The organism is Kitasatospora sp. NPDC091335 (assembly GCF_044757205.1).
In the GTDB taxonomy this organism is placed as follows: domain Bacteria; phylum Actinomycetota; class Actinomycetes; order Streptomycetales; family Streptomycetaceae; genus Kitasatospora.
Genome location: NZ_JBIVUM010000015.1, coordinates 92,609 through 116,120 on the forward strand (window position 1 = coordinate 92,609; position 23,512 = coordinate 116,120).

The 23,512-nt window shown below is 70.0% G+C and carries 29 protein-coding genes; 16 read left to right on the forward strand and 13 right to left on the reverse strand.

From position 1 onward, the window contains the following. Positions 1–409: 409 nt before the first annotated feature. On the forward strand, positions 410–1,666 hold the full coding sequence (locus ACIQOW_RS27995) for a phosphatidylserine decarboxylase (RefSeq protein ID WP_401089464.1): 1,257 nt from the start codon (positions 410–412) through the stop codon (positions 1,664–1,666). A 62-nt stretch (positions 1,667–1,728) separates the two neighbouring features. Continuing rightward, positions 1,729–3,099 carry a hypothetical protein gene (locus ACIQOW_RS28000; RefSeq protein ID WP_401089466.1) on the forward strand — a complete coding sequence of 457 codons (1,371 nt, stop codon included), beginning with the start codon at positions 1,729–1,731 and terminating at the stop codon, positions 3,097–3,099. 334 nt (positions 3,100–3,433) lie between these two features. Here ACIQOW_RS28000 and ACIQOW_RS28005 read toward each other — a convergent pair whose 3' ends face one another. The 3 genes from ACIQOW_RS28005 to ACIQOW_RS28015 are packed head-to-tail and all read right to left on the reverse strand — an operon-like array spanning position 3,434 to position 5,032. Then, positions 3,434–4,027 (reverse strand): hypothetical protein, encoded by a 594-nt coding sequence (locus ACIQOW_RS28005; protein WP_401089468.1) that lies wholly within the window; start codon positions 4,025–4,027, stop codon positions 3,434–3,436. A 15-nt stretch (positions 4,028–4,042) separates the two neighbouring features. Continuing rightward, positions 4,043–4,468, reverse strand: a complete 426-nt coding sequence (locus ACIQOW_RS28010; RefSeq protein ID WP_401089470.1) for an ATP-binding protein — start codon at positions 4,466–4,468, stop codon at positions 4,043–4,045. A gap of 57 nt (positions 4,469–4,525) precedes the next feature. Continuing rightward, the gene (locus tag ACIQOW_RS28015) at positions 4,526–5,032 is read right to left on the reverse strand and encodes an NUDIX domain-containing protein (protein ID WP_401089472.1); all 507 of its coding nucleotides are present in this window, start codon (positions 5,030–5,032) and stop codon (positions 4,526–4,528) included. Positions 5,033–5,226: 194 nt separating this feature from the next. Between ACIQOW_RS28015 and ACIQOW_RS28020 the strand changes: the two genes are divergently transcribed. From ACIQOW_RS28020 to ACIQOW_RS28045, 6 genes are all read left to right on the forward strand, one after another. Then, positions 5,227–6,099, forward strand: coding sequence for a helix-turn-helix domain-containing protein (locus ACIQOW_RS28020; protein WP_401089474.1), 873 nt, complete (start codon positions 5,227–5,229; stop codon positions 6,097–6,099). Beyond that, complete coding sequence (locus ACIQOW_RS28025) at positions 6,063–6,272, forward strand: DUF397 domain-containing protein (RefSeq protein ID WP_401089476.1); 210 nt, start codon at positions 6,063–6,065, stop codon at positions 6,270–6,272. Before ACIQOW_RS28020 ends, ACIQOW_RS28025 begins: the two co-directional genes overlap by 37 nt. A gap of 192 nt (positions 6,273–6,464) precedes the next feature. Beyond that, positions 6,465–6,680 carry a DUF397 domain-containing protein gene (locus tag ACIQOW_RS28030; protein ID WP_401089478.1) on the forward strand — a complete coding sequence of 72 codons (216 nt, stop codon included), beginning with the start codon at positions 6,465–6,467 and terminating at the stop codon, positions 6,678–6,680. Further along, positions 6,673–6,903 (forward strand): DUF397 domain-containing protein, encoded by a 231-nt coding sequence (locus tag ACIQOW_RS28035; protein ID WP_401089480.1) that lies wholly within the window; start codon positions 6,673–6,675, stop codon positions 6,901–6,903. Before ACIQOW_RS28030 ends, ACIQOW_RS28035 begins: the two co-directional genes overlap by 8 nt. Continuing rightward, positions 6,896–7,108, forward strand: coding sequence for a DUF397 domain-containing protein (locus ACIQOW_RS28040; protein ID WP_401089481.1), 213 nt, complete (start codon positions 6,896–6,898; stop codon positions 7,106–7,108). Before ACIQOW_RS28035 ends, ACIQOW_RS28040 begins: the two co-directional genes overlap by 8 nt. 10 nt (positions 7,109–7,118) lie before the next feature. Continuing rightward, a complete protein-coding gene (locus tag ACIQOW_RS28045) occupies positions 7,119–7,331 on the forward strand; it encodes a DUF397 domain-containing protein (protein ID WP_401089483.1) in 213 nt (70 codons plus the stop codon). 508 nt (positions 7,332–7,839) lie between these two features. On the opposite strand, the gene ACIQOW_RS28050 is transcribed toward ACIQOW_RS28045, so the two are convergent. The 3 genes from ACIQOW_RS28050 to ACIQOW_RS28060 form a co-directional block, all read right to left on the reverse strand. Beyond that, the gene (locus ACIQOW_RS28050; protein ID WP_401089485.1) at positions 7,840–8,481 is read right to left on the reverse strand and encodes an RICIN domain-containing protein; all 642 of its coding nucleotides are present in this window, start codon (positions 8,479–8,481) and stop codon (positions 7,840–7,842) included. A 31-nt stretch (positions 8,482–8,512) separates the two neighbouring features. Continuing rightward, positions 8,513–9,127 (reverse strand): hypothetical protein, encoded by a 615-nt coding sequence (locus ACIQOW_RS28055; RefSeq protein WP_188295167.1) that lies wholly within the window; start codon positions 9,125–9,127, stop codon positions 8,513–8,515. A gap of 341 nt (positions 9,128–9,468) precedes the next feature. Beyond that, complete coding sequence (locus tag ACIQOW_RS28060) at positions 9,469–10,116, reverse strand: TetR/AcrR family transcriptional regulator C-terminal domain-containing protein (RefSeq protein WP_401089488.1); 648 nt, start codon at positions 10,114–10,116, stop codon at positions 9,469–9,471. Between the two features lie 65 nt (positions 10,117–10,181). Here ACIQOW_RS28060 and ACIQOW_RS28065 point away from each other — a divergent pair, with 65 nt between their 5' ends. Next, the gene (locus tag ACIQOW_RS28065) at positions 10,182–11,444 is read left to right on the forward strand and encodes a beta-ketoacyl-[acyl-carrier-protein] synthase family protein (RefSeq protein ID WP_401089489.1); all 1,263 of its coding nucleotides are present in this window, start codon (positions 10,182–10,184) and stop codon (positions 11,442–11,444) included. Between the two features lie 276 nt (positions 11,445–11,720). On the opposite strand, the gene ACIQOW_RS28070 is transcribed toward ACIQOW_RS28065, so the two are convergent. The 4 genes from ACIQOW_RS28070 to ACIQOW_RS28085 form a co-directional block, all read right to left on the reverse strand. Next, positions 11,721–12,950, reverse strand: coding sequence for an alpha/beta hydrolase family protein (locus ACIQOW_RS28070; protein WP_401089491.1), 1,230 nt, complete (start codon positions 12,948–12,950; stop codon positions 11,721–11,723). Between the two features lie 133 nt (positions 12,951–13,083). After that, positions 13,084–13,686 (reverse strand): SMI1/KNR4 family protein, encoded by a 603-nt coding sequence (locus ACIQOW_RS28075; RefSeq protein WP_401089493.1) that lies wholly within the window; start codon positions 13,684–13,686, stop codon positions 13,084–13,086. A 135-nt stretch (positions 13,687–13,821) separates the two neighbouring features. Then, complete coding sequence (locus ACIQOW_RS28080) at positions 13,822–15,264, reverse strand: alpha/beta fold hydrolase (protein WP_401089495.1); 1,443 nt, start codon at positions 15,262–15,264, stop codon at positions 13,822–13,824. 163 nt (positions 15,265–15,427) lie between these two features. Continuing rightward, complete coding sequence (locus ACIQOW_RS28085; protein ID WP_401089497.1) at positions 15,428–16,018, reverse strand: TetR/AcrR family transcriptional regulator; 591 nt, start codon at positions 16,016–16,018, stop codon at positions 15,428–15,430. Between the two features lie 112 nt (positions 16,019–16,130). Here ACIQOW_RS28085 and ACIQOW_RS28090 point away from each other — a divergent pair, with 112 nt between their 5' ends. Next, a complete protein-coding gene (locus tag ACIQOW_RS28090; RefSeq protein WP_401089499.1) occupies positions 16,131–16,982 on the forward strand; it encodes a class I SAM-dependent methyltransferase in 852 nt (283 codons plus the stop codon). Positions 16,983–17,045: 63 nt separating this feature from the next. Continuing rightward, complete coding sequence (locus ACIQOW_RS28095; RefSeq protein ID WP_401089501.1) at positions 17,046–17,333, forward strand: peptidase inhibitor family I36 protein; 288 nt, start codon at positions 17,046–17,048, stop codon at positions 17,331–17,333. Positions 17,334–17,410: 77 nt separating this feature from the next. On the opposite strand, the gene ACIQOW_RS28100 is transcribed toward ACIQOW_RS28095, so the two are convergent. Beyond that, positions 17,411–18,307 carry an NUDIX domain-containing protein gene (locus ACIQOW_RS28100; protein ID WP_401089503.1) on the reverse strand — a complete coding sequence of 299 codons (897 nt, stop codon included), beginning with the start codon at positions 18,305–18,307 and terminating at the stop codon, positions 17,411–17,413. Positions 18,308–18,512: 205 nt separating this feature from the next. Here ACIQOW_RS28100 and ACIQOW_RS28105 point away from each other — a divergent pair, with 205 nt between their 5' ends. The 5 genes from ACIQOW_RS28105 to ACIQOW_RS28125 all read left to right on the forward strand — a co-directional run bounded on the left by ACIQOW_RS28105 (position 18,513) and on the right by ACIQOW_RS28125 (position 21,918). After that, positions 18,513–19,343, forward strand: coding sequence for a helix-turn-helix domain-containing protein (locus ACIQOW_RS28105; protein WP_401089505.1), 831 nt, complete (start codon positions 18,513–18,515; stop codon positions 19,341–19,343). Beyond that, a complete protein-coding gene (locus ACIQOW_RS28110; protein ID WP_401089507.1) occupies positions 19,340–19,552 on the forward strand; it encodes a DUF397 domain-containing protein in 213 nt (70 codons plus the stop codon). The genes ACIQOW_RS28105 and ACIQOW_RS28110 overlap by 4 nt, the downstream gene beginning before the upstream one ends. Before the next feature lie 385 nt (positions 19,553–19,937). Then, positions 19,938–20,150 (forward strand): DUF397 domain-containing protein, encoded by a 213-nt coding sequence (locus tag ACIQOW_RS28115; protein WP_401089509.1) that lies wholly within the window; start codon positions 19,938–19,940, stop codon positions 20,148–20,150. Between the two features lie 409 nt (positions 20,151–20,559). Then, positions 20,560–21,663: a serine hydrolase domain-containing protein gene (locus ACIQOW_RS28120; protein WP_401089511.1), complete on the forward strand. Its 1,104-nt coding sequence runs from the start codon at positions 20,560–20,562 to the stop codon at positions 21,661–21,663. Between the two features lie 42 nt (positions 21,664–21,705). Next, a complete protein-coding gene (locus ACIQOW_RS28125) occupies positions 21,706–21,918 on the forward strand; it encodes a DUF397 domain-containing protein (protein ID WP_401089513.1) in 213 nt (70 codons plus the stop codon). 18 nt (positions 21,919–21,936) lie between these two features. Here the strand turns inward: ACIQOW_RS28125 and tgmC are convergent, their stop codons facing one another. Together tgmC and ACIQOW_RS28135 are read right to left on the reverse strand one after the other, a co-directional pair. Continuing rightward, complete coding sequence (gene tgmC, locus ACIQOW_RS28130; protein WP_401089515.1) at positions 21,937–23,079, reverse strand: ATP-grasp peptide maturase system methyltransferase; 1,143 nt, start codon at positions 23,077–23,079, stop codon at positions 21,937–21,939. Further along, positions 23,076–23,489 (reverse strand): hypothetical protein, encoded by a 414-nt coding sequence (locus ACIQOW_RS28135; protein ID WP_401089517.1) that lies wholly within the window; start codon positions 23,487–23,489, stop codon positions 23,076–23,078. Before ACIQOW_RS28135 ends, tgmC begins: the two co-directional genes overlap by 4 nt. Positions 23,490–23,512: the final 23 nt, after the last annotated feature.

Sequence of the window (23,512 nt, forward strand, 5' to 3'; positions counted from 1 at the left end):
CATGACTACGGCACGGCGGGCGCCCGACGGGCTCCAACGTGCGCGCGGCGGTGGCGGATCACCCCGCCAGAGCAACGGCCCCCGCAGGCCGCGACCGCGGGACGCCGGGACGTTCCGATGCGCCATCCGGCCGTCCGCCGTTGGAAGGGGAGCGCCTCGCGGTCGTGGCCGGCAGCCTCCACCGGTCGGCTGACGGGGGCCGGTCGCCACGACCGGAAGAACGTTTCGGCTCTTCCGGTCGGCCGCCGGAGGAGGCAATTCCTCATATCAGCAAGGGAATTCACGGACCGGTGACGCCCATGTGTGTCCGCCCCGGCCGCTGGTCGGGGCGGAGCCATACTCGTGGACGCCGAGACCAGAGAGGTGATCCGAAAGGGGACGCCTCCGCGGCGGACGCGAAAGGGAGAGCATGCCGGACAACGGTGAATTCTCGAAGTCACTCAAAGAGTTCCTCGACAAGATCGGCGACTGGTACCGCGACAATCACGAGGGCTTCAGGACCCTGTTCGACGCGACGATCGCCAACGTGGTGAAGTGCCCGGCCGACCCGACCGATCCCGATGGAAAGAAGGTGTACTACGACTGGCGGGGGGCGACGATCGAGACGCTGAAGAAGTTCTTCACGGACTGGTACGACGACTGGTACAAGACGAAGCCCAACGACGGCCTGGACTACATCGAGAAGTTCAGCTGGCTCACCTACGAGAACGACTACGGGATGGTCTTCATGACCTGTGGTCCCGGCCTGGAGATGACCAAGGACTTCACCAATCTCCAGGGCGGTCAGATGGACGACAAGGGGAAGGAGGGGCAGGATCTCATCAAGCTCTGGCGCACTGAACTCGGCACGAGGATAGACGACTTCGAGCAGGGCCCCTGGGACACCTTCAACCGGTTCTTCATCCGTGAGCTGCGGGACCCGTCGGTACGCCCGGTCGACGCCCCGGGCGACGACAGCGTCGTGGTCGCCCCGACCGACTGCGTCATCAACATGATCGTCGACGACCTGGCCGAGGAGACGCCGATCCCGGTCAAGACCGTCACCATGAACGTCAAGCAGCTGCTCGCCGGTTCCGAGTACTACAAGAAGTTCGTCCCCAGAGAGGAGGACGGCAGCACGCTGCCCGGAGGCACGGCCGTTTCGTGCATCCTGATGCCCGACACCTACCACTGGTACCACGCGCCGGTGAAGGGCGAGGTCGTGGAGTCCCACGACGACGTCCACGGGATCTACTACGGAATGCGGGACTTCCCCGAGCTCCTCAACAAGGGGAACGTCGGTTACGGGTTCGACTACGAGATGTTCGACAACTTCCGCCGCGGCTACCTCGTCTTCAGGACGAACTTCACCGACCCCAAGGGGAAGCAGCACGAGACGTACGTGGCGATGGTGACCGTCGGCCTCAACTCGATCGGCTCCGTGCAGTACGAACCGGAGTTCAAGAACCCCCAGAAGCCCGTTGCGGTGGCGAAGGGTCAGAAGATCGGGAACTTCCAGTACGGCGGCTCCCTGAACATCCTGCTGTTCGAGTACGGCCGCTTCCCGGCCCTGCAACTGCACATGGGGCAGCGCATCGGCACCCTGGAGGCCCCGGAGCGTACGAAGGGGCTGTTCACCGGCTCGTACCACACGCAGTCCCGCCGGGGCATCCCGTTCGCCCGTTGAACCCGTCGATCCCGTTGATCCGGTCGATCCCGCCGATCCGCTCCCGAACGAAGGACCGAACCATGGACCCGGAAGACCTCGTCACGTCGATCCCGGCGAACCTCCTCGACACCCAGAGCCTCGACCTGTACACCAAGGACACCAAGAGGCTCCGCTCCTACGCGGGGCGCGTACGGCTCGACGGCACGGGCACCAGGAAGAACCACCTCTTCTACTGGTTCTTCGAGAGCCAGACCTGTAGCCCCCACGTGCCCGTCTCCGAGCAACAGGACCTGGTCAGCGCCACGCCGCTGCTGATCTGGCTCAACGGAGGCCCCGGCGCCTCCTCGCTGGTGGGGCTCTTCCTGGAGAACGGCCCGCTGACCATCACCGAGGACAGCGTCGGGACCGTGTCGCTGACCACCACCGGCTGGAACAAGGAGGCGCACGTCGTCTACTGGGACCAGCCCCTGGGCACCGGATACACCCACTCCGACAAGCCCGAGGAGTACGTCCGGGACGAGGCCGAGCTCGGCCACATGTTCTGGCAGGCGCTCCAGGAGTTCTTCCGGCTGCACCCCGAGTACGCGAAGTGCCCGCTGTACGTCTGCGGCGAGAGCTACGCCGGCAAGTACGTGCCGGCGATCGCCCTGGAGATCGACAAGCAGAACGGGCAGAAGAAGGGACGGCACCTCGACCTGCGCGGGATCGCGGTGGGCAACGGCTGGATCACGCCCGAACTCTCACTGGGCCTCATGATCGACTACGCCTACACCACCGGGTTCATCGGCATCGGCCAACGCGAGGAACTGCTCCGGGACTACGCGAACGTCCAGGCCGAGATCAAGGAAGGCAGCATGGTCCAGGCCACCAAGGACGGCAACGCCCTGGTGGACAAGACCCTGGCCTACGGCGGGAACTTCGACGTCTACGACGTCCGGCGGTGGAACGGCCTCCCCTGGGAGACGATGAAGAAGTACCTGACCAGCGAGCCCGTCAAGAAGGCCCTGCACGTGCCCGGGGTCGAGTGGACGTGCGAGGACAACAGCGGCCCGGTGGCCGACAACCTGGCAGCCGACAACATGGCGGACGCGTCCGACAAGTACGGCGACCTCATCGACAGGAGCGACGGGGACTCCAAGCGCTACAAGGTGCTGCTCTACACCGGGAACTTCGACACCGCCTGCGGCTACCGGAGCACCGAGGAGATCCTCGACGCACTCATGCGGGAGCGCGACCCGAAGTGGCACAGCGCGCCCCGCCTGATCTGGAAGCAGTCGCCGGGCGACCCCAAGGGCTTCGTCCGCCAACTCGGCAACCTGACGCAGGTGGCCATCCCCGACTCCGGTCACGAGGTGCCGGCCTACCAGCCGGAGATCTGCCGGGAGATGCTCTACAACTGGCTCTTCGACCGCCCCTTCCCCGGGCACGACCCGCAGGGACCGCTCGCGTAGCGGACCGGCGCCGGGGAGGCGGAGGAACGGCTGAACGGCTGAACGGCAGGGCGGCACCGCGGACTGCACCGCGGTGGCGCCCTGCCGTGCGTGGCGCCACCGGCACGGGGTGGTCGGCGTTGGCCGTGCTGGTACTTCGCTCCCTGAGTTGCTTCTTCACACCGCTTGCCTGCCTGTGGACTCCGGAACCCGCGATCACGGGGGCGGCGAGAGCCGCTTGGCGCGACGCTCGCCCTCTCCCGGAGTCGTCGGTGGTCGGATGGCATCGAGGTGGGCGGGTGCGTGAGAAGTCGGTGGGGCCGACTTCTGGTGTGTGGGGCGGGGGTTGCCGGGTCTACCGCCGGCCCGGTGCGTGGGAAGTCGGCGGGGCCGACTTCTGGTGCTGGATGGTGGCTTGGGTGCGGCAGTGGGCGAGGGCGTAGATGATGCGGCGGTCGGGGTTGGTGGTGGTGAGGAGTTCGCCGGCCGCGACGAGGGTGGTCCAGTACCGGGCGGGGTTGCCGGTGCGGGGGAGGGGGCGGGCGGCGGCGAGGGAGAGGTAGGCGGTGGTGAGGTTGCCGGTGGTGATCCAGCGCTGGAGGCCGTGCTGGTGGCCGGCCCGGATGCCGCCCATGGCGTCGATGGCGGTCAGGAACAGGTTGACGATGGCGAGTTCGGTGTCGGTGAGGGACTTGGGGATGTCGAAGATGCCGAGGGCTTCGAGGACTTCGCCGGTGTCGGTTTCGGAGTTCGGGCGGGGGTCGGCGAGGAGGGTGTCGTGGCAGTCGGTGAGGCGGCGGGTGGTTTCGGCGAGGGGGATGGTGAGGGCGAGGCAGACGGCGCGGGCGGAGTGCAGGGGCTTGCCGGAGCGTTTGGCGAGGAGGGCGTAGGTGGCGGCGGGGGTGTGGCCGCGGGTGAGGGCGTGGCGGGCGAGGGTGGTGAGGTTCATGAGGGGGTTGGGCTTTCAGGCGGTGGTGGTGGCGGGGGTGATGAGGGCCCAGGTGAACTTGCCGATGCCGTCGGGGAGGGTGGCGCTGCCCCAGTGGTGGGCGAGTTCGTTGACGAGGAGGAGTCCGCGTCCGTGCTCCGCGTCGAGGGTGGGGGTGTGGAGGGTGGGGTGTTCGGTGCCGGCGTCGTGGACTTCGAGGCGCAGGAGGTGGTCGGGGGTGAGGGTGAAGCGGATCTCGATGTGGTGGTCGTCGGGGGTGTGGGTGTGCTGGACGGCGTTGGCGAAGAGTTCGCTGAGGAGGAGTTCGGCGGTGTCGGTGTAGCGGTCGCCGTCGGGGAGGCCGGAGAGGTAGGCGCGGAGCAGGTACCGGGCCAGGGGCGTGGATTCGGTGCGGGAGTCGAGGCGCGCGACGAACATGCGGGGGCGGCGGGCGGTGAGCATGGGGGTACCTCGGGGGGAGGGGTGTGAAGGGGGGTTGTTGCCGGTCGGGGGTTGTGGTCAGCCGATCGGGACGGGGGTGCCCTGGATGAGGAGGGGGAGGCCGGCGCCGTGCTCCCAGGCGTCCCAGGCGTCTTCGACGCGGCGGTAGTGGTCGGTGGTCGTGGCGTCGCGCAGGCCGGAGCGGGGGATCCAGTGGAGGGTGCGGATCCGCTGCGGGGGCTGGTGGTGGCGGAGGGTGTGGGCTTGTCGGGGTGTGAGCATTCCGCCCGCGTAGACGAGGTCGAGGCTCTCGGGGAGGTCGGTGGCGGGGGTGTAGTCGATGGTGAGGATGGTGCGCAGGGGGAGGACGAGCCCGGTTTCGGTTTCGAGGTGCCGGCGGGCTGCGAGGTGGGGGAGTTCGTCCTGTTCGGCGGGGCCGCCGGGGAGGGTGAGGCCGTCCGTGTCGATGGGTTCGACGAGGAGGACGGAGAGGTCGTGCGAGCCGTCGGGGTCCTCGCGGAGGACGAGGGTGTGGTGGCCCGAGCGGCGGGTGGGGGGTTTGGTGGCGAGGCGGGTCGTGCTCAACTCTGCTCCAGGCATGAGGGTTTGACGGTCATAGCGGTCGACGGTGCGACTTCCCGCAGGGCATGGGGAAATTTCCGTAGATTGCGCTGCGCGTCCGGCAAATCGCCGGGTGTAGCCATAGTGGTGGTTCATCCCCTACGATCGGAACCTGGCCTGAATCTTGAAGTCAGTGCTCGGCAAGTAGGTGAAGATCAATGAACCTCAAAGAACTTGATCCAACGTCAGGCCCATGGGCGCCTTTTGGAGTGCAACTCCGCAGGTCGCGCAAGGCCGCTGGCCTCACACAAGCTCAGTTGGCGAGACTCGTGGGGGTCGATCCCTCCTATGTCTCCTACGCCGAACTTGCTCCGCCCGACCGGACCCCTCCCAGTGAGAAGTTCGCGCGCGATGCCGACCGGGTGCTTGAGACCGGGGGGACCCTGCTGCTGATGTGGCTCCAGGTCAAGCACTCGGCATTGCTGGAGGGCTTCCCCGAGTTCGCAAATCAGGAGCAGAGTGCCACGGAGATAAGGATCTACGAGGCTGGAGTCATCCCAGGACACTTCCAGATTGAGCCCTATGCCCGGGCTCTGGCAGTCGGTGATGTCCGGCGGGGGACGATCACTCAGCAGCAGGCTGACGAGCGAGTAACCTACCTGCTCACGCGGCAACAGCTACTCCTCCAACGCGTCCGGCCGCCACTGGTGCATGCTGTACTGGACGAGAGTTGCCTGCACCGCCCTATCGGTGGCCGCGAGGTGATGATGGCTCAGCTTGCACGGCTGGAGGAGCTGTATGCCGTCAGCAATGTGATTATTCAAATTGCGCCGTTCGCGCTGGCGGAAGAACGTCCCTTCGCCTTGCCGATCGTGCTCTTGACTCTCTCCGACCGGTCTCTCCTGGGCTACTCGGAATCCGAGGGGCGAAGCCACCTTGAGCGGGACACCGAACGGCTCGCCCTCTGGAGGAAACACTACGATCGACTCCAAGTGGGAGCGCTGTCCGAGACGGCGACTCTCGAATGGATGCGCGCTGCTCGGAAAGGGATCGAATGTCCGACATCAACTTGGCCACTGCCCATTGGGTGAAGGCGAGCTACAGCCAGCAAGGCGGCAACTGCCTTGAGGTTGCGCGCGGCTCTCGTGACGTGATGCCTGTCCGTGACTCGAAGGACCCTCAGGGCCCGGCGCTCGTCTTCCGAGCCGAGGCCTGGGCGTCGTTCGTCGCTGCCGTCCGTGGCGGCGAGTTCGGCGATGTCTGATCCAGCGCCTTGAACCGCAGGCCCGGGCCGTTCAGGGCCCGGGCCTGCGGTCTTGGGGTATGGCTGGTGTGCTGGGCTTCTGTTGGGGTACGGGTGGGTAAGGAAGCCTGGGCGTGCGATCGACTCCAGGTCACCGCGTTCAGCCGGCCGGACGGTCTGGCGTGATCCGGGCGGCATGGAAGGGGCTGGACCATGCATGACCCAGCGGGCGCCAAGTGGCGCAAGAGCATCTACAGCAACGGGCAGGGCGGCTGCGTCGAGGTGGATGATGCGCACCCGGGCAGGGTTCGTGACTCGAAGGACCCTCAGGGCCCGGCGCTTGTCTTCCGATCCGAGGCCTGGGCGTCGTTCGTGGCTGCTGTCCGTAGTGGTGAGTTCGGTGAAGTCAGGGAGGGGCACCATGGTTGACCGGGTGGACCTGTCCAGTGCTTCGTGGGTGAAGTCGACGTACAGCCAACAGGGCGGTGCCTGCCTTGAGGTTGCGCGCGGCTCTCGTGACCTGATGCCTGTGCGTGACTCGAAGGACCCTCAGGGCCCGGCGCTTGTCTTCCGAGCCGATGCCTGGGCGTCGTTCGTGGCTGCTGTCCGTAGTGGTGAGTTCGGTGAAGTCCGGGAGGGGCACCATGGTTGACCGGGTGGACCTGTCCAGTGCTTCGTGGGTGAAGTCGACGTACAGCCAGCAAGGCGGCGACTGCCTTGAGGTTGCGCATGGCTCTCGTGACCTGATGCCTGTGCGTGACTCGAAGGACCCTCAGGGCCCGGCGCTCGTCTTCCGAGTCGATGCCTGGGCGTCGTTCGTCGTCGCCGTCCGCAGTGGTGAGTTCGGCGATGTCTGAGAGGGGCGTCATGGCTGACCGGGTAGATCTGACCGGCGCTTGCTGGGTCAAGTCCTCGTACTCCAACAATGGCGGCAACTGCCTTGAGGTCGCGCGCGGCTCTCGTGACCTGACCCCTGTCCGTGACTCCAAGGACCCTCACGGCCCGGCTCTCGTTTTCCCGTCCGAGGCCTGGACGTCGTTCGTCGCCGCCGTCCGCAGCGGCGAGTTCGGCGATGTCTGATCCAGCGCCTTGAACCGCAGGCCCGGGCCGTTCATGGCCCGGGCCTGCGGTTTTTGGCCCAGAACTGGAAGGGCTGGGCGGCGACTTGGCAGGCCTGACGAACAAGTCACGCCAGGGGCAGCTGAGAAGACGACCATGCACGACGGCACCACCCTCGACCAGGGCGGCCACAGCTGGGCCAAGTCCAGTGACAGCAGCAGCGAGATCGGCAACTGAGCCGAGACCGGCCGGACTCCGGCCGGCACCATCCCGGTGCGCGACACCAAGCAGCACCGGCGCGGCCCGGTCCTGAAGCGGGCGAGCTCCCGGTTCAGCCGTAGCGGGTGAACGACGGACGGGTGGGCCCTGGCGCACCAGCCGCCAGGGCCCACCCGTCGTCTTGCACACCACCTGGCCGCGACGACGAACGCTCCTCCTCCTGACACCACCCCGGAGGCCGCTGCGGCGAGGGTGGTGCCAGGGGCGTGCGGCGGAGCTGCTCAGGCCCGGTGCGGGCCGTCGCTGTCGGTCAGAGCTTCTGGAGGGAGAAGGCGGTGGCGCGGTTCAGGTACTGGCTGACGTGCGAGCCGTCCGCCGCGAACGGGCCCTGGATCGCCATCCACATACCGCTGTGCAGCACCTGGAACATCACCTTGTCGGATCCCGGGTCGCGGGAGATCCAGAACTTCTGGTTCTGTGTGAGAGAGCTCTCGCAGTCGAAGACGGAGAACCAGTAGCCCTCCTCCTGGTAGCTTTCCCAGAGGGTGACGCAACGGCCGTCCACCCTGGACTTCAGGATGTAGTCGGCGGTCTCCACCGGGCCGGGCCATTGGCAGACATCCCACTGCTGGTTGTCCGCGCCCGTCCACTGCTTCTGGAGCACCGCCTTGTTGTCGGACGCGTTGTCGTACTGCAGGACCATGCCCGGAGTGGGCGTGTTGATCCTGTAGGACCTCTCGCAGCTCCAGCCCTTCCAGTCGTACGTGTAGAAGCCCTGGGGTGCTCCGGCCGGAGCGGCCCCGCTCCCGGTGTCCGCCACCGCCGGCGTCGCGAGCAGGGCCACCGCGGCGACGGTGGCGACTGCCGTCCGAACCGCCCGGGCCACCGTACGGGCGGCGCCCGCCGAACGCGCGGCGGGTCGGCGGACAGGGTGCGCCGTGCTGCTGGTCATGCTGTTCTCCTCGGTGTGTTCCATGGTCCGGTCAGCAGCCCACTCGTATCTGGACGGCCCGCCGCAACGTGCCGGCGGGCTCCTGCGTCGTGCAGGAGACGGTGCCGATCTCCGGGGGCTCGAAGGTGGTGAAGGAACCGGAGCCACCGCTGAGCGCGTTGATCCACACGCCGGTGGTCGGGCTGGTCTCGGCGCAGAGGTACTTGACCCACTCGCCCTGCACCTTGCGGGTGCCCCGGTAGATGCCGTACTTGCCGGGCTTGTTGAAGTTCCAGGTCGTGGTGATCTGCGAGGTCCTCGTGGTCGACGTGGTCTTCATGACGGAGAAGCCGACCTTGGCCTCCACCTTGACGAACAGGACGGAGAGGCTCGCGCCGATCTCGGTGCTGTTGTTGACGGTGGTGCTCACCGAGTCCGTGTTGGTCAGCGAGTCGGTGCGCTGGCCGGTCGTCCCGTCGGCGATGTACAGGGACAGGTAGTCGGTGATGACCGGGTCGACCCGGTAGGACATGATGTCCACCCACGTCGGCTCGACGCTGGGATTACAGGTGGTCGTCGGGGGCTTCGGAAGCGGGGTCGCCTGGGCCGTCCCGGCGCCGAGCACGCCGGCCGAGACGAGGGCGGAGAGCGCTACGGCGACGGGCATCACGGCACGTCGGCGGGAAGCGAGGCGGATCACTGCGGACTCCTAGGGGCCGAAGAGGGAGCGGGCGGGGGCTGGCGCATCCACGTCACCGAAGTCCGAGAGCGGGCACCGTGGAACACGGGCGGGCCCGGCGGTCGCTGTGACGGCCGCCGATATGGCAGGTACCTGACAGATGATGTGCCGAGGGTGCTCCGGCGTTCCTGCCGAGGAGATCCTGCCGTCACCCGTCGTGCGTCACAATCCCAGATTTCTGGGATTGTGACGCTCCTTCGACAGGTCCGGCCGAGGAGGCCCGCCGCCGGACCCCGCGAGGGTCCGTGCCGCAGGCCCGTTCGGCTTCGTCAGCCGTGCTCGGGTTCGTCGTGGACGGTCAGCGCTCCGGCGAGGTCGAGGTCGGCGACGGTGCCGTGTGCCCCGGCGCGGACGAGCAGCACGGCGCCGAGCGCGGTGCTCCAGAACGTCCTGGCCTCCGCGCCGAGCGGCCTGCGGGTCTTCCAGCCACGGCTGTCGATGAGCTGGCCCACGAAGCGCTCGGACTGCCGGAACAGCAGCTGGAGGTGCCGGTCGACCACGGGGGCGAGTTCGGGCTTGGAGATCCCGGCGGCGAGTGCCCGCGTGACCGACGGGAGCGAGGGCATGGCCAGGACGGCGCGGGCGACGTTGCGCCGGAACGCCGCCGCGTCGGGGGCCTGGCGGCCGATCCGCTCGATCCGCCGGGCGTCGTGCAGCAGGCCGAGGAAGGCGGCGTGCACGAGCAGCGAGTCCTTGGAGCCGAAGTAGTAGGTGACCTGGTTGGGGAAGACGCCTGCCGCGTTCGCGATCTCCGCGACGCTCACCTCGGCGCCGGGCCGCTCCTTGCAGAGCCGTGCGGTCTCCTCGATCAGCCGGCGCCTCGTCGCGCGGCCGCGGTCACGCGACCGGGCCGAGGTCGACCGGACCGGCGTTGATCGCGCTGACGTCGGCCGGGCTTCGCTTCGCTTCTTCTCCACGCCTGAATTGTATGTGATACAACTGGCCGCGTTCGTTTGTATCGCATACAAGAAAGGCCAAGGACATGCACCGCACTGAAGTCGTCGTGACCGGACTCGGCGCGATCACGCCACTGGGCGCGGACGTGGAGTCCACCTGGGAGGCCCTGCTCGCCGGTGAGTCCGGCATCCGCGGCGTCGTCCTGCCCGGCCACGAGGACGCCGGCCTTCCCGACACCGTCGCGGGGACGATGGCGGCCGACCCCGCCCGGTCGCTTTCGCCGGTGCGGGCCAGGCGGCTCGACCGCTCGCAGCAGGCGGCCTTCGCCGCGGCGGCCGAAGCCTGGGCCGACGCCGGCGCCCCGCGGGTGGACCCGGACCGGCTCGCGTCGGCGATCGGCACGGGCATCGGAGGCATCCGGACCCTGCTGAAGGAAGACGACGCGCTGGAGGCGTCCGGGACGCGGCGCGTCTCACCACGCACCGTCCCGATGCTCATGCCCAACGCGGCGGCAGCGCTGATCAGCATCGAGTACGGCGCCAGGGCCGGGGTCTACACGCCCGTCTCGGCCTGCTCCTCCGGCGCCGAGGCGATCGCCCTGGGCGCCAGGCTCATCCGCGCCGGCGAGGCGGACGTGGTCATCGCCGGTGGCACCGAGGCCGCGATCACCCCGATCACCGTCGCCGGCTTCGCCCAGGCCAAGGCACTGTCGCGGCACACCGCCGAACCCGCCTCGGCCTCCCGGCCGTTCGCCGCCGACCGCGACGGATTCGTTCTCAGCGAAGGCGCGGCCGTCGTCGTGCTCGAAAGCGCCGAACACGCCGCCGCCCGGGGCGCCCGCGTCCACGCGGTCATCGCGGGCGCCGGCATCGCCGCCGACGCCCACCACATCACCGCGCCCGCTCCCGACGGATCCGGCCAGATCTCCGCCATGCGCAAGGCCCTCGCGCAAGCCGGCCTGGCTCCGGGGCAGATCAGCCACATCAACGCCCACGCCACCGGAACCCCGGTCGGCGACACCGCCGAGGCGCGCGCGATCAGGGAGGTCTTCGGCCACGCCACCGTGACGGCGCCCAAGGCGGCGCTCGGACACCTCTTCGGTGCCGCCGGCGCCGTCGAGGCGCTCATCGCCGTCCTCAGCGTGAAGCACGGCGTCATCCCGCCGACCCGCAACCTCACCGCGGCCGGCGTCGGCGACGACATCGGCCTCGACGTCGTCGCCGAGCGACGGGACGCCCCCCAGGAAGCCGTGCTCAGCAACTCCTTCGGTTTCGGCGGGCAGAACGTCTCACTCATCGTCACCGGCGCACGCCACCAGGCGTCCCGTACGGCGCCGGCCACACCCTGACCCGCGCGAGAAGACGGCCCGTGCGGCAGCCGCCGCACGGGCCGGGCCGCCTGGCGCCACAGCTCGGGCAACCGGTCGACGGGTGCGGGGGAGCGCCGCTCCTCCAGCCGGTGGAGGTAGACCGGCAGGTCCGTCTCCGCCCTGACCCGGCGTCCACCGCGCCGCGGCCGGTTCGCCTCCCGCGACGAACCGGCCGCGGCCATCGACACCTTCGTCCTGGCCGACGACGAACACGACGCCAGGCCCTGCCGCCGGAAGGATCAGCGCGGCGCCGCATCAGTGCTGGAAGAGCACTTCCGGATTGTCCGGCGAGGGGCCGTCCAGCAGCGGACTGTGGATCCCCTTCAGCGTCCGGTCGAAGAACGCCGTCACGTACTCGCGGGTGATCACCAGCCCGCGCTCCGGGGAGAGGGGCGGCGTCGGGAACCCGGCCTCCTCCAGAAGCAGGTCCAGGTCGCTGAAGCTGAAGTGGTCGGCGCCGGCGACCGTCAGCCACTTCTTGTAGCCGCCGAGGGCGGCCCAGGCCTGCTCCCACGTGGTGTCGTGGCCGCCGTCCGGGTGGGTGGCGGCCGCACCCAGCATGAGGAACGGCCGGTCGATCCGGCCGGGCACCGGGGCCGGGTGGAAGGAGCCGTCCATGTTCACTCCGGCCCGTACTCGCGGGTCGGCGATCATCGTGGCGGCGGACGCCGCTCCGCCGATGGAGTGTCCGGCCATGCCGATCTCGTGCTTGTCGATGAGGTGTGCCAGGCGCCACGCGGTATTGCCGTGCGTCAGCCGGTCGATCACGAAGGACACGTCCAGCGCGCGGCCGGCGGCGAGGGAGTCGAAGTCGAGCGTCGGGTCGTCGCAGACCGCGCACGGCGACGTCCGGCCGTCCGCCAGCGTCTCGCCGCTGTCCTCGTTGGTGTGGCCGACGAGTGCGACGACGTAGCCGTGACTGGCCAGGTCGGTCGCGAGCGCGGTGAGCGTCATGCGCGGGTCCTCGTGCGCGGGTGAGAGGACCACCAGCGGGTACTTGCCGCTCCGCGGCCGCGCGCCGTCGAAGGCGTGCGTGGTGACGCCGGAAAGGTTCTGCGGGGTGACGCCGGAGCTCGCCGGCAGCTTCCGGCGCTGGAGGATTCCGGCTGCCTCGCCGAGGGTCATGTAAGGGGCCGGAGTCCCGGTCCCGGGGACGGCCGGGTAGAGCATCGTGACGGTCAGTTGGCGGGGGCCGGATGACGGCACCCACGGGTCGGGACGGCTCGCGTCGGTGACGTGGATGACGTCCTCGCCGGCGGCGTAGGGGCCGGTCGGCGCGGGGAGCGTGCCGTGGAAGGACGGCGTGGGCACGGTGGCGGTGGCGGTGGCGGTGGCGGTGGCGGTGGCCGGTGCGGTGTCGAACGCGCGCGTGGCCACCGGTGTGCCCGACGGTGTGGTCGTGGCGGCGAACCCGGCGCCGGTTCCGGCGACGAGGGCGGCGAGCGCCAGCACCGCGACGGCGCTGATACGGCGGTTGCTTTTCATGGGATCGACGCTAGGTTCCGCGGCTCCGTACCGGCCATGAGCCTGGTATCCGAATCCGTGGTGGCACCAGTGCCACCGTTGCCGATCCTGTGGTGAACGCTCGCCGGCAGTGCCGGACCAGGTCGGAGCCGTCTCACGACCAGGCGAGTCGGCCTTCGGTGAACCGGCAGACCGGGAAGCTTCCATCGGCGATCCTCGTCAGCGTCTCCGCTACGGAGTCGAAATACCGGGCCATCGATTCGTACTCGCCCGTGATCGTGGGGCCACCCACGAACCACCTGCCGACGCGTCCGTCCCGCACATCGACGAACTTTCCCGTCCAGCCGTCCTGGTCCGACAGGAACGGGATCCACTCGTTACGCCAGAACGGACTGTCCGGCTGGTCCGGAGGGTCGAATCCGCAGGACGTGGAGCGGCTCGCGTAGAGCCTCTCCATCGCCCGGATGCCCAGAAAGAAGCTTCCCTCGTCGGGGAACCCGTCGAAGCCGCAGCACATCACGTCGTCGTCGACGTCTTCCTCCGGCAGATCCAGATTGTTCTGCAACAGCCAGGTCCGCAGGTCCCCATGCAGGGAGATCCCCATCCGTTCCTCGGCTGCCGCGAGCATCTGCTCGGTAGCGGGCCCTGGCAGCTCCGCGTGATCGGCCGGCGCGTGCTCCCGAAGAAGACTCATCACACGCGACCAACTCTCAGCCACACTCATCGCCCTCTGCCCTCTGCCCTCTGACTTCTCCACAGGGATGTTTCCGTCCGGCTACGCCACTGCGGAGGTTGGGAAGTACCGGCCGGAGCACCTTGCAGGGATGGTACTTCGCGCATGAGTTCCGACCGTGACAGGGGAATCCCCCGGCTTCAGCTGGGGGAGCGGAAGTCAATTCAGCAGGAAGTCGTACACCGCCTGCCGTCCGGCCGGGTTCGCCGCCCGGTTCTGTACCGAGTGCGCCGCCCCGGGCACGATCACGATCTGCGGGTCGTGCGCCAACTCGGCCTGCTCGTAGATCAGTTCATACGGCGTGGACAGGTCCCGGTCGCCGCCGAGCAGCAGCACCGGCACGTCCGGCAGCCTGCGGTCCTCCGGCGGCGCCGGCGGCACCTGCTCGCGCGGCCAGTCGAGACAGACCAGGAGGCTGCCGAGCCCGGTCGCGGTCGCCGCGTCGTACGGCCAGGTCTGCTCGGCGGTCAGCCGCTGCCGGGTGCGCTCCAGCGCCGCCGCCCGGCCCGCGACGGGGGTGTCGGTGGTGCCCCACGGGAAGCGCGAGTCGGCACACAGGGCGGCGGAGTGCAGCCCCTGGCTGAGCTCCTCGGCCGGGGCGGCGTCGACCTCCCGGCGGACGAGCGCGAAGAAGTCCTGGAGCTTCGCGGGCTGCCCGGCGGCGGCCTCGTGCAGGATCTCCGGGACCCCGCCGAAGTCCGGGTCGATGAACTCGTAACCGGTGAGCGCGCTCAGGATCTGCGCGCCGTTGCCGTACCGCCGGACGGTGGCGGCGAGGTCGGCGGCCGGGTCGGTGGTGCAGCCGGTGGCCTGGCAGGCGGCCCGCAGGACCCGGGCGGTCGCGGGCAGCGCGGCCAGGTCGAGGGGGTCCAAACCCTGCCGCGGCGTCACCGAGTCGAGCACCAGCCGGGCCACCCGCGACGGGTGGGCGAGCGCGTACCGCTCGGCGACGAAGCTGCCGTACGAGACGCCGTCCAGGGTGAGGCGCCGGGCGCCGAGGGCGCGGCGCAGCCGGTCGATGTCGGCGACGGTGTCCGCCGTGCTGTAGTGGCGGGAGTCCGGGCCGAGGGCGGCGGCACAGTCGGCGACCGACTGCCCGCGCGGCACGGCGAGGTCGGAGGAACCCATGTCCTCCTGGAGGCCCGGGCACTGGAGCGCGCCCCGGCCGGTGCCGCGCTGGTCGAACATCACCAGGCGGTAGTCCTTGAGGACGGGCTCCAGCTTGCCCGCCATCCGCCTGATCGTCGGGACGCCGGGCTGGCCGGGGCCGCCGGTGAGGAACAGCAGGTCGCCCCTGGGCGCCGTGGTGTTGCCGGTGAAGGCCACCTGGAGGCCGAGGGTGCCGGGGGTGGCGCCGCTGTGGTCGAACGGGACGGTGAGGGTCCCGCAGGTGAACTCGGGTGCGTCCGGGCAGGGCGCCTGCCCGGTGATCGCGCCGCCGCCGTGGGCCGGTCCGGCTGCTCTGGCCGTTCCGGCTGGTACGGCCGTTCCGCCCGGCCCGGCCGTGGCGGCGAAGCCGGCAGCGGGGGAGGCCAGCGTGGTGCCGGCGACCACCGCGACGGCGCCCAGCAGGGCGGCGATGCGCCCGCGCGTGCTCGTCATGTTCGTCCTTCCGGTCGCGCCGCGCCCGTGCCGGCGTGGTCACGGAAGCAGCCTGCGCCCCGGGGCACTTCGATGGCGAGCGTCCGGGCGCGATTCGACCGGGAACGAACCCGTCAGGACCCGGACGGCCCCCGGAAGGCGGACGGAGCCGCCCGGCACCCGCTCAGGCGGGCACCGGCACCAGGGCGGTGACCAGACGGCGGACCAGCCGGTCGCTCCCCTCCGTCAGCACGCTGCCGTGCATCCGCAGATGGTGCACCGTGCCCGTGATCGCCAGCGCGAGCATCGCCGCGTCGGCCTCCGCCGGGACCCGCCCGAGCCGCTGCTCCGCCTCCAGGTACCGCGCCATCGCCTCCTCGACCGCGCCCGGCCCCGGCGCGCCGCCCTCCCAGGCCCGCCGGACCCGTTCCGCGACCCGGTGCCGGGACAGCGCCGCCGCCGCCATCGCCGGCCCGTTCGTCCCCAGCAGCGCCAGCGCCGCGCCCGTCAGGTTCTCCCGCACGTCGCCCCGCCCCGCCCGCCCGGGCAGCTCCCGGACCTCGGCCGCGATCCCCTCGAAGCGGTCCAGCACCAGCTGCGCCACGAAGTCGTCCAGGTCCGCGAAGTGGTTGTACAGCAGGCCCTTCGCGCAGTCAGCCTCCTCCGTGACGGCCCGGTTGGTCAGCCCCGCCGACCCCTCCCGGCCGAGCACGCGCTCGGCCGCCGCGAACAGCCGCTCCCGCACGTCCGGGATCGCTACGCCGCGTGGTGACATCGGGTCCTCCGTATCGGGCTTGCCGGTCGTATCGGGCTTGCCAGTATGGGCGTTCGCCCATACCTTCTCTATGGGCGAACGCCCATACTAGCTGTCCGACAGGAGCCATCCCATGCGCCAGCTCGTCAACACCGCACAGTCCGAAGCCTGGAACGGCGAGGAGGGCCGGTACTGGAGCGACCACCACGACCGCTGGAACGCGGTCAACGAGGGCTTCGACCACCCCCTCCTCACCGCCGCCGCGATCACCCCCGGGGACCGGGTGCTCGACGTCGGCTGCGGCGCCGGCCAGACCACCCGGCTCGCCGCCCGCGCCGCCACCCACGGCTCCGCCCTGGGCCTGGACCTCTCCGGCCCGATGCTCGCCCGGGCCCGCGCCCTGGCCGCCGAAGAAGGCCTGCACCGGATCACGTTCGAGCAGGGCGACGCCCAGGTCCACCCGCTCCCCGCCGCCGGGTTCGACGTCGCGATCAGCCGCTTCGGGATCATGTTCTTCGCCGACCCGGTCGCCGCCTTCGCCACCATCGGCCGCGCCCTGCGCCCCGGCGGCCGGCTCGCCTTCGTCTGCGTCGCCGACCCGATCCGCTGCGAGTGGGTGCAGGTGCACGGCGCGGCGCGCGCCGCCCTGCCGCTCCCGCCGGAGGACGCCGGCACCCCCGCCGGCCCGGGCATGTTCTCGCTCGCCGACCCCGCCGAGATCCGCCGGGTCTTGGGCGCGGCCGGCTTCACCGGCGTACGCGCCGAAACCGTCGAAGCCGACGGACACTTCGGCCGGGACGCCGCCGACGCCGCCGGCCACCTGCTGGGTTCCGGCCCCGGGCAGCACCTGGTGGGCCAACTCGGCGGCCCGGGCGGCGCCGACCGGGTGCGTGCCGCCCTGGCCGCCGCCCTCGCCCCGTACGAGCGGCCCACCGGCGTCCACCTGCGCACCGCGGCCTGGCTGGTGACCGCCACCCGCCCCTGACCGCCCACCGCACGGATGGACCGCGGGCCCGGGTCGTGCCCCGACGGCTACGTCTGCCTGTGAGTGGAGGGCGACTTCATCCGGGGCGGGACCGTCAACGGCGCGAAGTTCGGCTCCTTCCCGTCGAACCAGAACACCGGCGACATGGGCAAGCTCCAGAAGCGCGCCAGCGGCGGGGACAAGGGCATGCAGGACACCACCTCGTCCGTGCTGAACAACACCGGGAGCAGCATCTGCTTCTACGAGAACAACTGGTGCGCCGGCCCGGAGTTCAGGATCGGCCCCTGGGAGCGGTGGCCGTTGGTCCCGTCGTGGATCAACGACAGGATCAGCTCCTTCAAGTACTGCTGACCCGACCGGGCACCGCACGTGCCGCAAGCGCAGGCCCGGACCGCAGTGGATGCGGTCCGGGCCTGCGGTGTTGTCCCTCAAGGCCTTACGAGCCGGCTCGGTGCGTGGGAAGTCGGTGGGGTCGACTTCTGGCGCAGGGTGGTGGCTTGGGTGCGGCAGTGGGTGAGGGCGTAGATGATGCGGCGGTCGGGGTTGGTGGTGGTGAGGAGTTCGCCGGCGGTGGTGAGGGTGGTCCAGTACTGGGCGGGGTTGCCGGTGCGGGGCAGGGGGCGGGCGGCGGCGAGGGAGAGGTAGGCGGTGGTGAGGTTGCCGGTGGTGATCCAGCGCTGGAGGCCGTGGTGGTGGCCGGCCCGGATGCCGCCCATGGCGTCGATGGCGGTCAGGAACAGGTTGACGATGGCGAGTTCGGTGTCGGTGAGGGACTTGGGGATGTCGAAGATGCCGAGGGCTTCGAGGACTTCGCCGGTGTCGGTTTCGGAGTTCGGGCGGGGGTCGGCGAGGAGGGGGAGGCCGGTGCCGTGTTCCCAGGCGTCCCAGGCGTCTTCGACGCGGCGGTAGCAGTCGTCGGTCATGGCGTCGCGGAGCCTGTGCCGGGGGATCCAGTGGAGGGCGCGGATCTGCTGCGGGGGCTGGTGGTGGCGGAGGGTGTGGGCTTGTCGGGGTGTGAGCATTCCGCCCGCGTAGACGAGGTCGAGGGCTTCGGGGGTGTCGGTGGCGGGGGTGTAGTCGATGGTGAGGATGGTGCGGAGGGGGAGGACGAGCCCGGTTTCGGTTTCGAGGTGCCGGCGGGCTGCGAGGTGGGGGAGTTCGTCCTGTTCGGCGGGGCCGCCGGGGAGGGTGAGGCCGTCTGTGTCGATGGGTTCGACGAGGAGGACGGAGAGGTCGTGCGAGCCGTCGGGGTCCTCGCGCAGGACGAGGGTGTGGTGGCCCGAGCGGCGGGTGGGGGGTTTGGTCGTGATGCGGGTCGTGCTCAACTCTGCTCCAGGCATGAGGGTTTGACGGTCACAGCGGTCGACGGTGCGACTTCCCGCAAGGCATGGGGAAATTTCCACAGATTGCGCTGCGCGTCCGGCAAATCACCGGGTGTAGCCATGGTGGGGGTTTATCCCCTACGATCGGAAGGCTTTCCCACTTGACAGTTTTCGCATGTGGAATTTGCACGGCAGTGGAGGCATGGCTATGCGTGAGTCTCAGCTGGATCCATCGGCTTCGCCCCTCAGGGCGTTCGGGGCTCAACTGCGCAGGTTGCGCAAGGCGGCGGGCTTGACGCAGATCGAGCTTGGCGAGCGCACGCAGTTGAGTGATAGTCAGATTTCGAACCTCGAAAGAGGGACGCGGAATCCCACACTTGAGTGGGTGCGTGCCGCTGACAAGGTACTTGAGACCGGCGGGACGCTGGAACTGACGTACTGGAGCCTCAGGGGCTCCTCCTTCCTGCCCGGCTACCCGGAATATGCGGCCAAGGAGCGGGAGGCCAGGGTCATCCGGCTCTTTGAGCTGGGCATCATCCCTGGCCTGGTGCAGACTCGTGGCTACGCTGAGGCCCTGGAGGCTGGTTCTGTTGCGCGAGGAAGTGTCACAGCCGAGCAGGGAATTGAGCGCGTGCGGCTCCTCCTGAACCGACAGGAGCGCATCAACAGGGATCCGGCTCCGCTGATCCATGTGATCCTTGACGAGAGCTGCCTTCGGACTGTGGTCGGCGGTGGAGTCGTAATGTCCCAGCAACTGGCCCATGTAGAGGAGTTGGCCCAGAGGCCCAACTATGTGGTCCAAGTTGCACCCTTTGACCTGGGCGCGCTTCGCCCGTTCATGAGGTCTATGTCGCTCCTTGATCTTGGCGATGGAGCCTCACTCGGGTACACCGAGACGCATCAGCGCGGATACTTGGAGAACGACCGGGCAATCGTGTCCGCCTGGGCGAAGGAATACGATCTGCTCCAAGTGGAAGCGCTGCCGCAGGCGGCATCACTCAAAACGATCAGCAAGGCGCGAAGGGACTCTTCAGCATGAGCGAGAACGTTGACCTGACGGGAGCTTCCTGGAGTAGGAGCAGCTACAGCGGCAATGGTGGGCAGTGTGTCGAGGTGGCCGCCAACTTCTCTGGCCTGATGCCCGTCCGTGACTCCAAGGATCCCTATGGCCCGGCCCTGATCTTTGCTGCTGAGGCTTGGACGTCGTTCGTCACCGCCGTCCGCAGCGGCGAGTTCGGAGATGTCTGATCCATCGCCTTGAACCGCAGGCCCGGGCCGTTCGTGGCCCGGGCCTGCGGTCTTTGGTCCGGAACTGGTAAGGCTGGTTGGCGTGCGTGCGTGCGTGCGTGCTTGGCGCCGGCACCGGCGTGGCCCGGTCCTGGAGTTCACTTCTGCGGCGTTCCAGGGGTTCCTCGATGCCGTCAAAGCGGGCGAGTTCCCGGTCTGGCTGTAACGGGTGAACGGCGGAAGGGTGGGTGCTGGCGAATCAGCCAGGCGGAGGGCGCAGACTGGTGCTCCGGCTCTGGCCGATGCGTGGGTGGGTAGAGAAGCCCGAAGCGCGGTCGAAGTAGGCCGGCTTCGTACTCTGGGGCGGCATCGCTCCTGTGATCAGCCAGGTGTGAAGGGACTCGGCATGAGTGAGAACGTTGACCTGACAGGTGCTTCTTGGAGCAAGAGCAGCTACAGCAACAACGGCGGAACCTGCGTCGAGGTAACAGCGGACTTCCCCGGCCTGGCCCCTGTCCGTGACTCCAAGGACCCTCAGGGCCCGGCCCTCGTTTTTCCGTCCGAGGCCTGGGCGTCGTTCGTCGCCGCCGTCCGCAGTGGTGAGTTCGGTGAGGTCTGACTGACTGACGGCCCCTGCGGGCGGGGCGCCCCTGACCGACCCTAGGGGGTGGCCCATCCCTGAGGGGGAGCGGCTCATCGTTCGAAGGTAGGTCGAGGGCCGGAGCCGGTCCGGACCGTGGGCTGACGACCCGGTACCCCGTCGGCTGTCAATGTGTCAGTTGCCGTCATTCACAGGGGTGTTGCATTCGCCCTTCGGCATGGACACGGGAAGGCGGACGGGCATGGCGGAACACAGGGGCGGAACGGGTCCGGGCGGTCGCGGTCGCGGCCGCGGGCGCACGGGGCGCCGGCGGGGCCACTCGGTCGCGCGCCTGGTGGCGCTCGCGCTGGCGGGCGCGGGCCTGGTGGGGGTGACGGCCCCGCCGGCCGGTGCCCTCGGCACAGCGGGACCGGTCGGAGTGGTGACGGTGACCGCTGTCCAGGACCCGGCGCGGGACGCCGCCGGCCGGGGGCCGCGCAAGGGCGTCGACCCCAGGGCCCTGGACGCCGCGGTGCGGGCCATCGTCGACTCCGGCGGCGCCTCGGCCTCACTCGCCCGGGTCGGCGAGTACGGCCGCAGCCGGTGGAAGGGCGCCGCCGGTACCGCCGACGACGCGACCGGCGCCCCCGCCTCGGCGACCGGCCGGTTCCGGATCGGCAGCGTGACCAAGACCTTCGTCTCCACCGTCGTCCTCCAGTTGGTCGCCGAGGGACGGCTGGGCCTGGACGACCCGGTGGAGCGGCTGCTGCCGGGCGCGGTGCCGAACGGCGCGAACATCACCCTGCGCCGGCTGCTCAACCACACCAGCGGGCTGTTCGACTACACCGAGGACCACGCCTTCGACCCCACGGCGCCCGGTTCCCTCGAACGATGGCTGGAGTCCGGCCGCTACACCCGCTGGACACCGCGGCAGCTCATCGCCCTGGCCAACAGCCACCCGGCGTACTTCCCGCCCGGCCAGGGCTACCACTACTCCAACACCGACTACATCCTGGCCGGACAGATCATCGAGCGGACCACCGGCCGCACCTGGCAGCAGGAGGTGGAGCGTCGCGTCATCAGCCCGCTGGGCCTGACCGGCACGTCCATGCCCGACCACGAGACGGCCGTCCCCGGTCCGCACGCGCACGGCTACTTCGACCTGCCCACCGGCCGCGTGGACGTCACCGACCTGGACCCGAGCATGGCGGGCGCGTCCGGCGCCGGGATCTCCACCACCGCCGACCTCAACACCTTCATCACCGCCCTGCTCGGCGGGCGGCTGCTGCCCCGGCCGCAGCTCGCCGAGATGATGACGGTCACCCCGCAGAGCCAGGGCGGGTACGGCCTGGGCCTGGAGCGGACCACCACCGACTGCGGTGAGCTCTGGGGCCACACGGGCGGCATCCCGGGCTTCAGCACCTTCCTGTACACCAGCCCCGACCTGCGCCGTCAGCTCTCCGTCTCGATGAACAACAGTGGCCTCTCGACCCCGCTGCCCACCCGGAAGGCCTTCGAGAAGCTGGTGGGCGCCGCGACCTGCACCGGCTGACCCCGCCCGGCCGGCACTGCTCCCGGACCTGAGAGGTGCGCCATGGCTGACCGCGTGGACCTGCCCGGTGCTTGCCGGGTCAAGTCCTCGTACTCCGCCAACGGCGGCAGCTGCGTGGAGACCACCGCGGACTTTCCGGGTCTCGCTCCCGTCCGCGACTCCAAGGACCCCTGTGGCCCGGCCCTGCTCTTCCCCGTCGTCGCCCGGGCGTCGTTCGTCACCGCCGTCCGCGGCGGCGAGTTCGGCGAGGTCTGAACCCGCCCGCCCTTCGGGTCACACGGGCAGGTTCCAGCCGGGCCCGTCCTCGCTGCCGAGCCACACCCGCTGCCCGTCGCCGGTGACGGTGATGCCGAACCGCTCCTGGTGCGGCGCACCTTCCGCCTGCCAGGCCTCGACCGCCTCCTCCACCCGGTCCCACAGGCGTAGCGGCCCGCGCTGGGTGACCGTCCATCCGCCGTGGCCGTCGGGCCGGGTGCGGGCCTGGGAGCCGGTGGCGTGGTCGATGAGGATCTGCTGGTCGCCGGCGCCGATGCGTTCGGCGGAGGGTGCGGCGAGCTGGGCGACCCAGGTTCCGGTCCAGGTGGTGATGGTGGCCGGGTCGATGCGGGCGGCGCGCTCCTCGCCCGGCAGCAGGGTGGGGTTCTGGCGCGGGGGCCGGTCGTGGGGGCGGGCGATCATGAAGCTGGTCCAGCCGGGCAGGAAGCGGCCGGTCGCCTCGCCGGGCTCGGTGACGGTCAGCAGGGCGAGGGCGTAGCCGAACTGCCAGCCGGAGAAGGTGACGAGGATCTTTCCGCCCGGCTTCACCTGGTGCAGCCAGGGGTAGGGCAGGGTGCGCACCGCGCAGGTCGCGATCAGCCGGTCGTACGGGCCTCGGGCCTTGTGGCCGGCCAGGCCGTCGCCGACGACCAGGTGCGGGGCGTACCCGGCCGTCCTGAGGGCGGCGGCGGCCCGGTCGGCGATCACCGCGTCGACTTCGACGCTGACGATGTTCTCCTCGCCGAGCCGGTGGGCGCCGAGCGCGGCCGAGTATCCGGTGCCGGTGCCGACCTCCAGGACCCGGTGGCCGTCGTGGACTTCGAGCTGCTGCCACATGCGCAGCACCAGGGAGGGCAGGGTGGACGACGAGGACGGGGATCCGGCGACCGGCCCGTCGGCGTCGGCGGGCCGGGTGCGGCCGTCGAGCTGGGTGACGAGGGTCCGGTTGGCGTAGACGGCCTCCAGCCAGCCGTCTGCGCCCTCGCGAACCGGCTCGTAGGAGGTCGGGAAGGAACCGTCGACCATGCGGAAGTAGTCGCCGACGAAGGCCTCGCGCGGTACGGCCGCCGCGGCGGCGTGCCACAGCGGGTCGGTGAGGCCTTCGCCGTCGGCGAGTTGCCGCACGAGGGCTGCGCGCAGGTCCGCGGCGGTGGAGGTCATGCGGTGTGGCCTTTCCGGAGCTGGTCGGCGATCGCCATGGCGATGGCGTCGGTGGTCGGGGGTGGGAAGAACGCCCACTGCCCGTTGCTGTTGCACTCCAGGAACCACCAGCGGCCGGAGGCGTCGACGGCGAAGTCGAAGGCGCCGTAGACGAGTCGGAAGTGCTCCAGGTAGCGGGCCACGGATCGGCGCACGGGCGCCGGGACGTCGACCGGGGTGCAGGTGAGCAGGGACTGGCGGCGCCGCCAGTCCAGGTCGGGGCTGTCGATCCGTACGGCGAAGAGCTCGCGGCCCACGGCGGTCAGTCGCACGTCGTGGTCCTTGGCCAGGCGGGCCTGGAACAGGTGTGGGCAGGCGCCGACGGCGTCGGTGATCTCGTCCGGGGCGACCTCGGCGACCCAGGCCTGCACCGGTCGGCCGTCCTCGTTCGTAT

What these genes read in the sequence shown, in the direction of transcription:
- ACIQOW_RS28090 (WP_401089499.1), top strand. Translation starts at nt 16,131, where the DNA reads ATGCGCCAGCTCGTCAACACCGCACAGTCCGAAGCCTGGAACGGCGAG.
- ACIQOW_RS28080 (WP_401089495.1), bottom strand. Translation starts at nt 15,264, where the DNA reads ATGACGAGCACGCGCGGGCGCATCGCCGCCCTGCTGGGCGCCGTCGCG.
- ACIQOW_RS28055 (WP_188295167.1), bottom strand. Translation starts at nt 9,127, where the DNA reads ATGCCCGTCGCCGTAGCGCTCTCCGCCCTCGTCTCGGCCGGCGTGCTC.
- ACIQOW_RS28115 (WP_401089509.1), top strand. Translation starts at nt 19,938, where the DNA reads ATGAGTGAGAACGTTGACCTGACAGGTGCTTCTTGGAGCAAGAGCAGC.
- ACIQOW_RS28045 (WP_401089483.1), top strand. Translation starts at nt 7,119, where the DNA reads ATGGCTGACCGGGTAGATCTGACCGGCGCTTGCTGGGTCAAGTCCTCG.
- ACIQOW_RS28025 (WP_401089476.1), top strand. Translation starts at nt 6,063, where the DNA reads ATGTCCGACATCAACTTGGCCACTGCCCATTGGGTGAAGGCGAGCTAC.
- ACIQOW_RS28085 (WP_401089497.1), bottom strand. Translation starts at nt 16,018, where the DNA reads ATGTCACCACGCGGCGTAGCGATCCCGGACGTGCGGGAGCGGCTGTTC.
- ACIQOW_RS28030 (WP_401089478.1), top strand. Translation starts at nt 6,465, where the DNA reads ATGCATGACCCAGCGGGCGCCAAGTGGCGCAAGAGCATCTACAGCAAC.
- ACIQOW_RS28065 (WP_401089489.1), top strand. Translation starts at nt 10,182, where the DNA reads ATGCACCGCACTGAAGTCGTCGTGACCGGACTCGGCGCGATCACGCCA.
- ACIQOW_RS28000 (WP_401089466.1), top strand. Translation starts at nt 1,729, where the DNA reads ATGGACCCGGAAGACCTCGTCACGTCGATCCCGGCGAACCTCCTCGAC.
- ACIQOW_RS28070 (WP_401089491.1), bottom strand. Translation starts at nt 12,950, where the DNA reads ATGAAAAGCAACCGCCGTATCAGCGCCGTCGCGGTGCTGGCGCTCGCC.
- ACIQOW_RS28020 (WP_401089474.1), top strand. Translation starts at nt 5,227, where the DNA reads ATGAACCTCAAAGAACTTGATCCAACGTCAGGCCCATGGGCGCCTTTT.
- ACIQOW_RS28040 (WP_401089481.1), top strand. Translation starts at nt 6,896, where the DNA reads ATGGTTGACCGGGTGGACCTGTCCAGTGCTTCGTGGGTGAAGTCGACG.
- ACIQOW_RS28010 (WP_401089470.1), bottom strand. Translation starts at nt 4,468, where the DNA reads ATGCTCACCGCCCGCCGCCCCCGCATGTTCGTCGCGCGCCTCGACTCC.
- tgmC (WP_401089515.1), bottom strand. Translation starts at nt 23,079, where the DNA reads ATGACCTCCACCGCCGCGGACCTGCGCGCAGCCCTCGTGCGGCAACTC.
- ACIQOW_RS27995 (WP_401089464.1), top strand. Translation starts at nt 410, where the DNA reads ATGCCGGACAACGGTGAATTCTCGAAGTCACTCAAAGAGTTCCTCGAC.
- ACIQOW_RS28050 (WP_401089485.1), bottom strand. Translation starts at nt 8,481, where the DNA reads ATGACCAGCAGCACGGCGCACCCTGTCCGCCGACCCGCCGCGCGTTCG.
- ACIQOW_RS28110 (WP_401089507.1), top strand. Translation starts at nt 19,340, where the DNA reads ATGAGCGAGAACGTTGACCTGACGGGAGCTTCCTGGAGTAGGAGCAGC.
- ACIQOW_RS28035 (WP_401089480.1), top strand. Translation starts at nt 6,673, where the DNA reads ATGGTTGACCGGGTGGACCTGTCCAGTGCTTCGTGGGTGAAGTCGACG.
- ACIQOW_RS28005 (WP_401089468.1), bottom strand. Translation starts at nt 4,027, where the DNA reads ATGAACCTCACCACCCTCGCCCGCCACGCCCTCACCCGCGGCCACACC.
- ACIQOW_RS28105 (WP_401089505.1), top strand. Translation starts at nt 18,513, where the DNA reads ATGCGTGAGTCTCAGCTGGATCCATCGGCTTCGCCCCTCAGGGCGTTC.
- ACIQOW_RS28125 (WP_401089513.1), top strand. Translation starts at nt 21,706, where the DNA reads ATGGCTGACCGCGTGGACCTGCCCGGTGCTTGCCGGGTCAAGTCCTCG.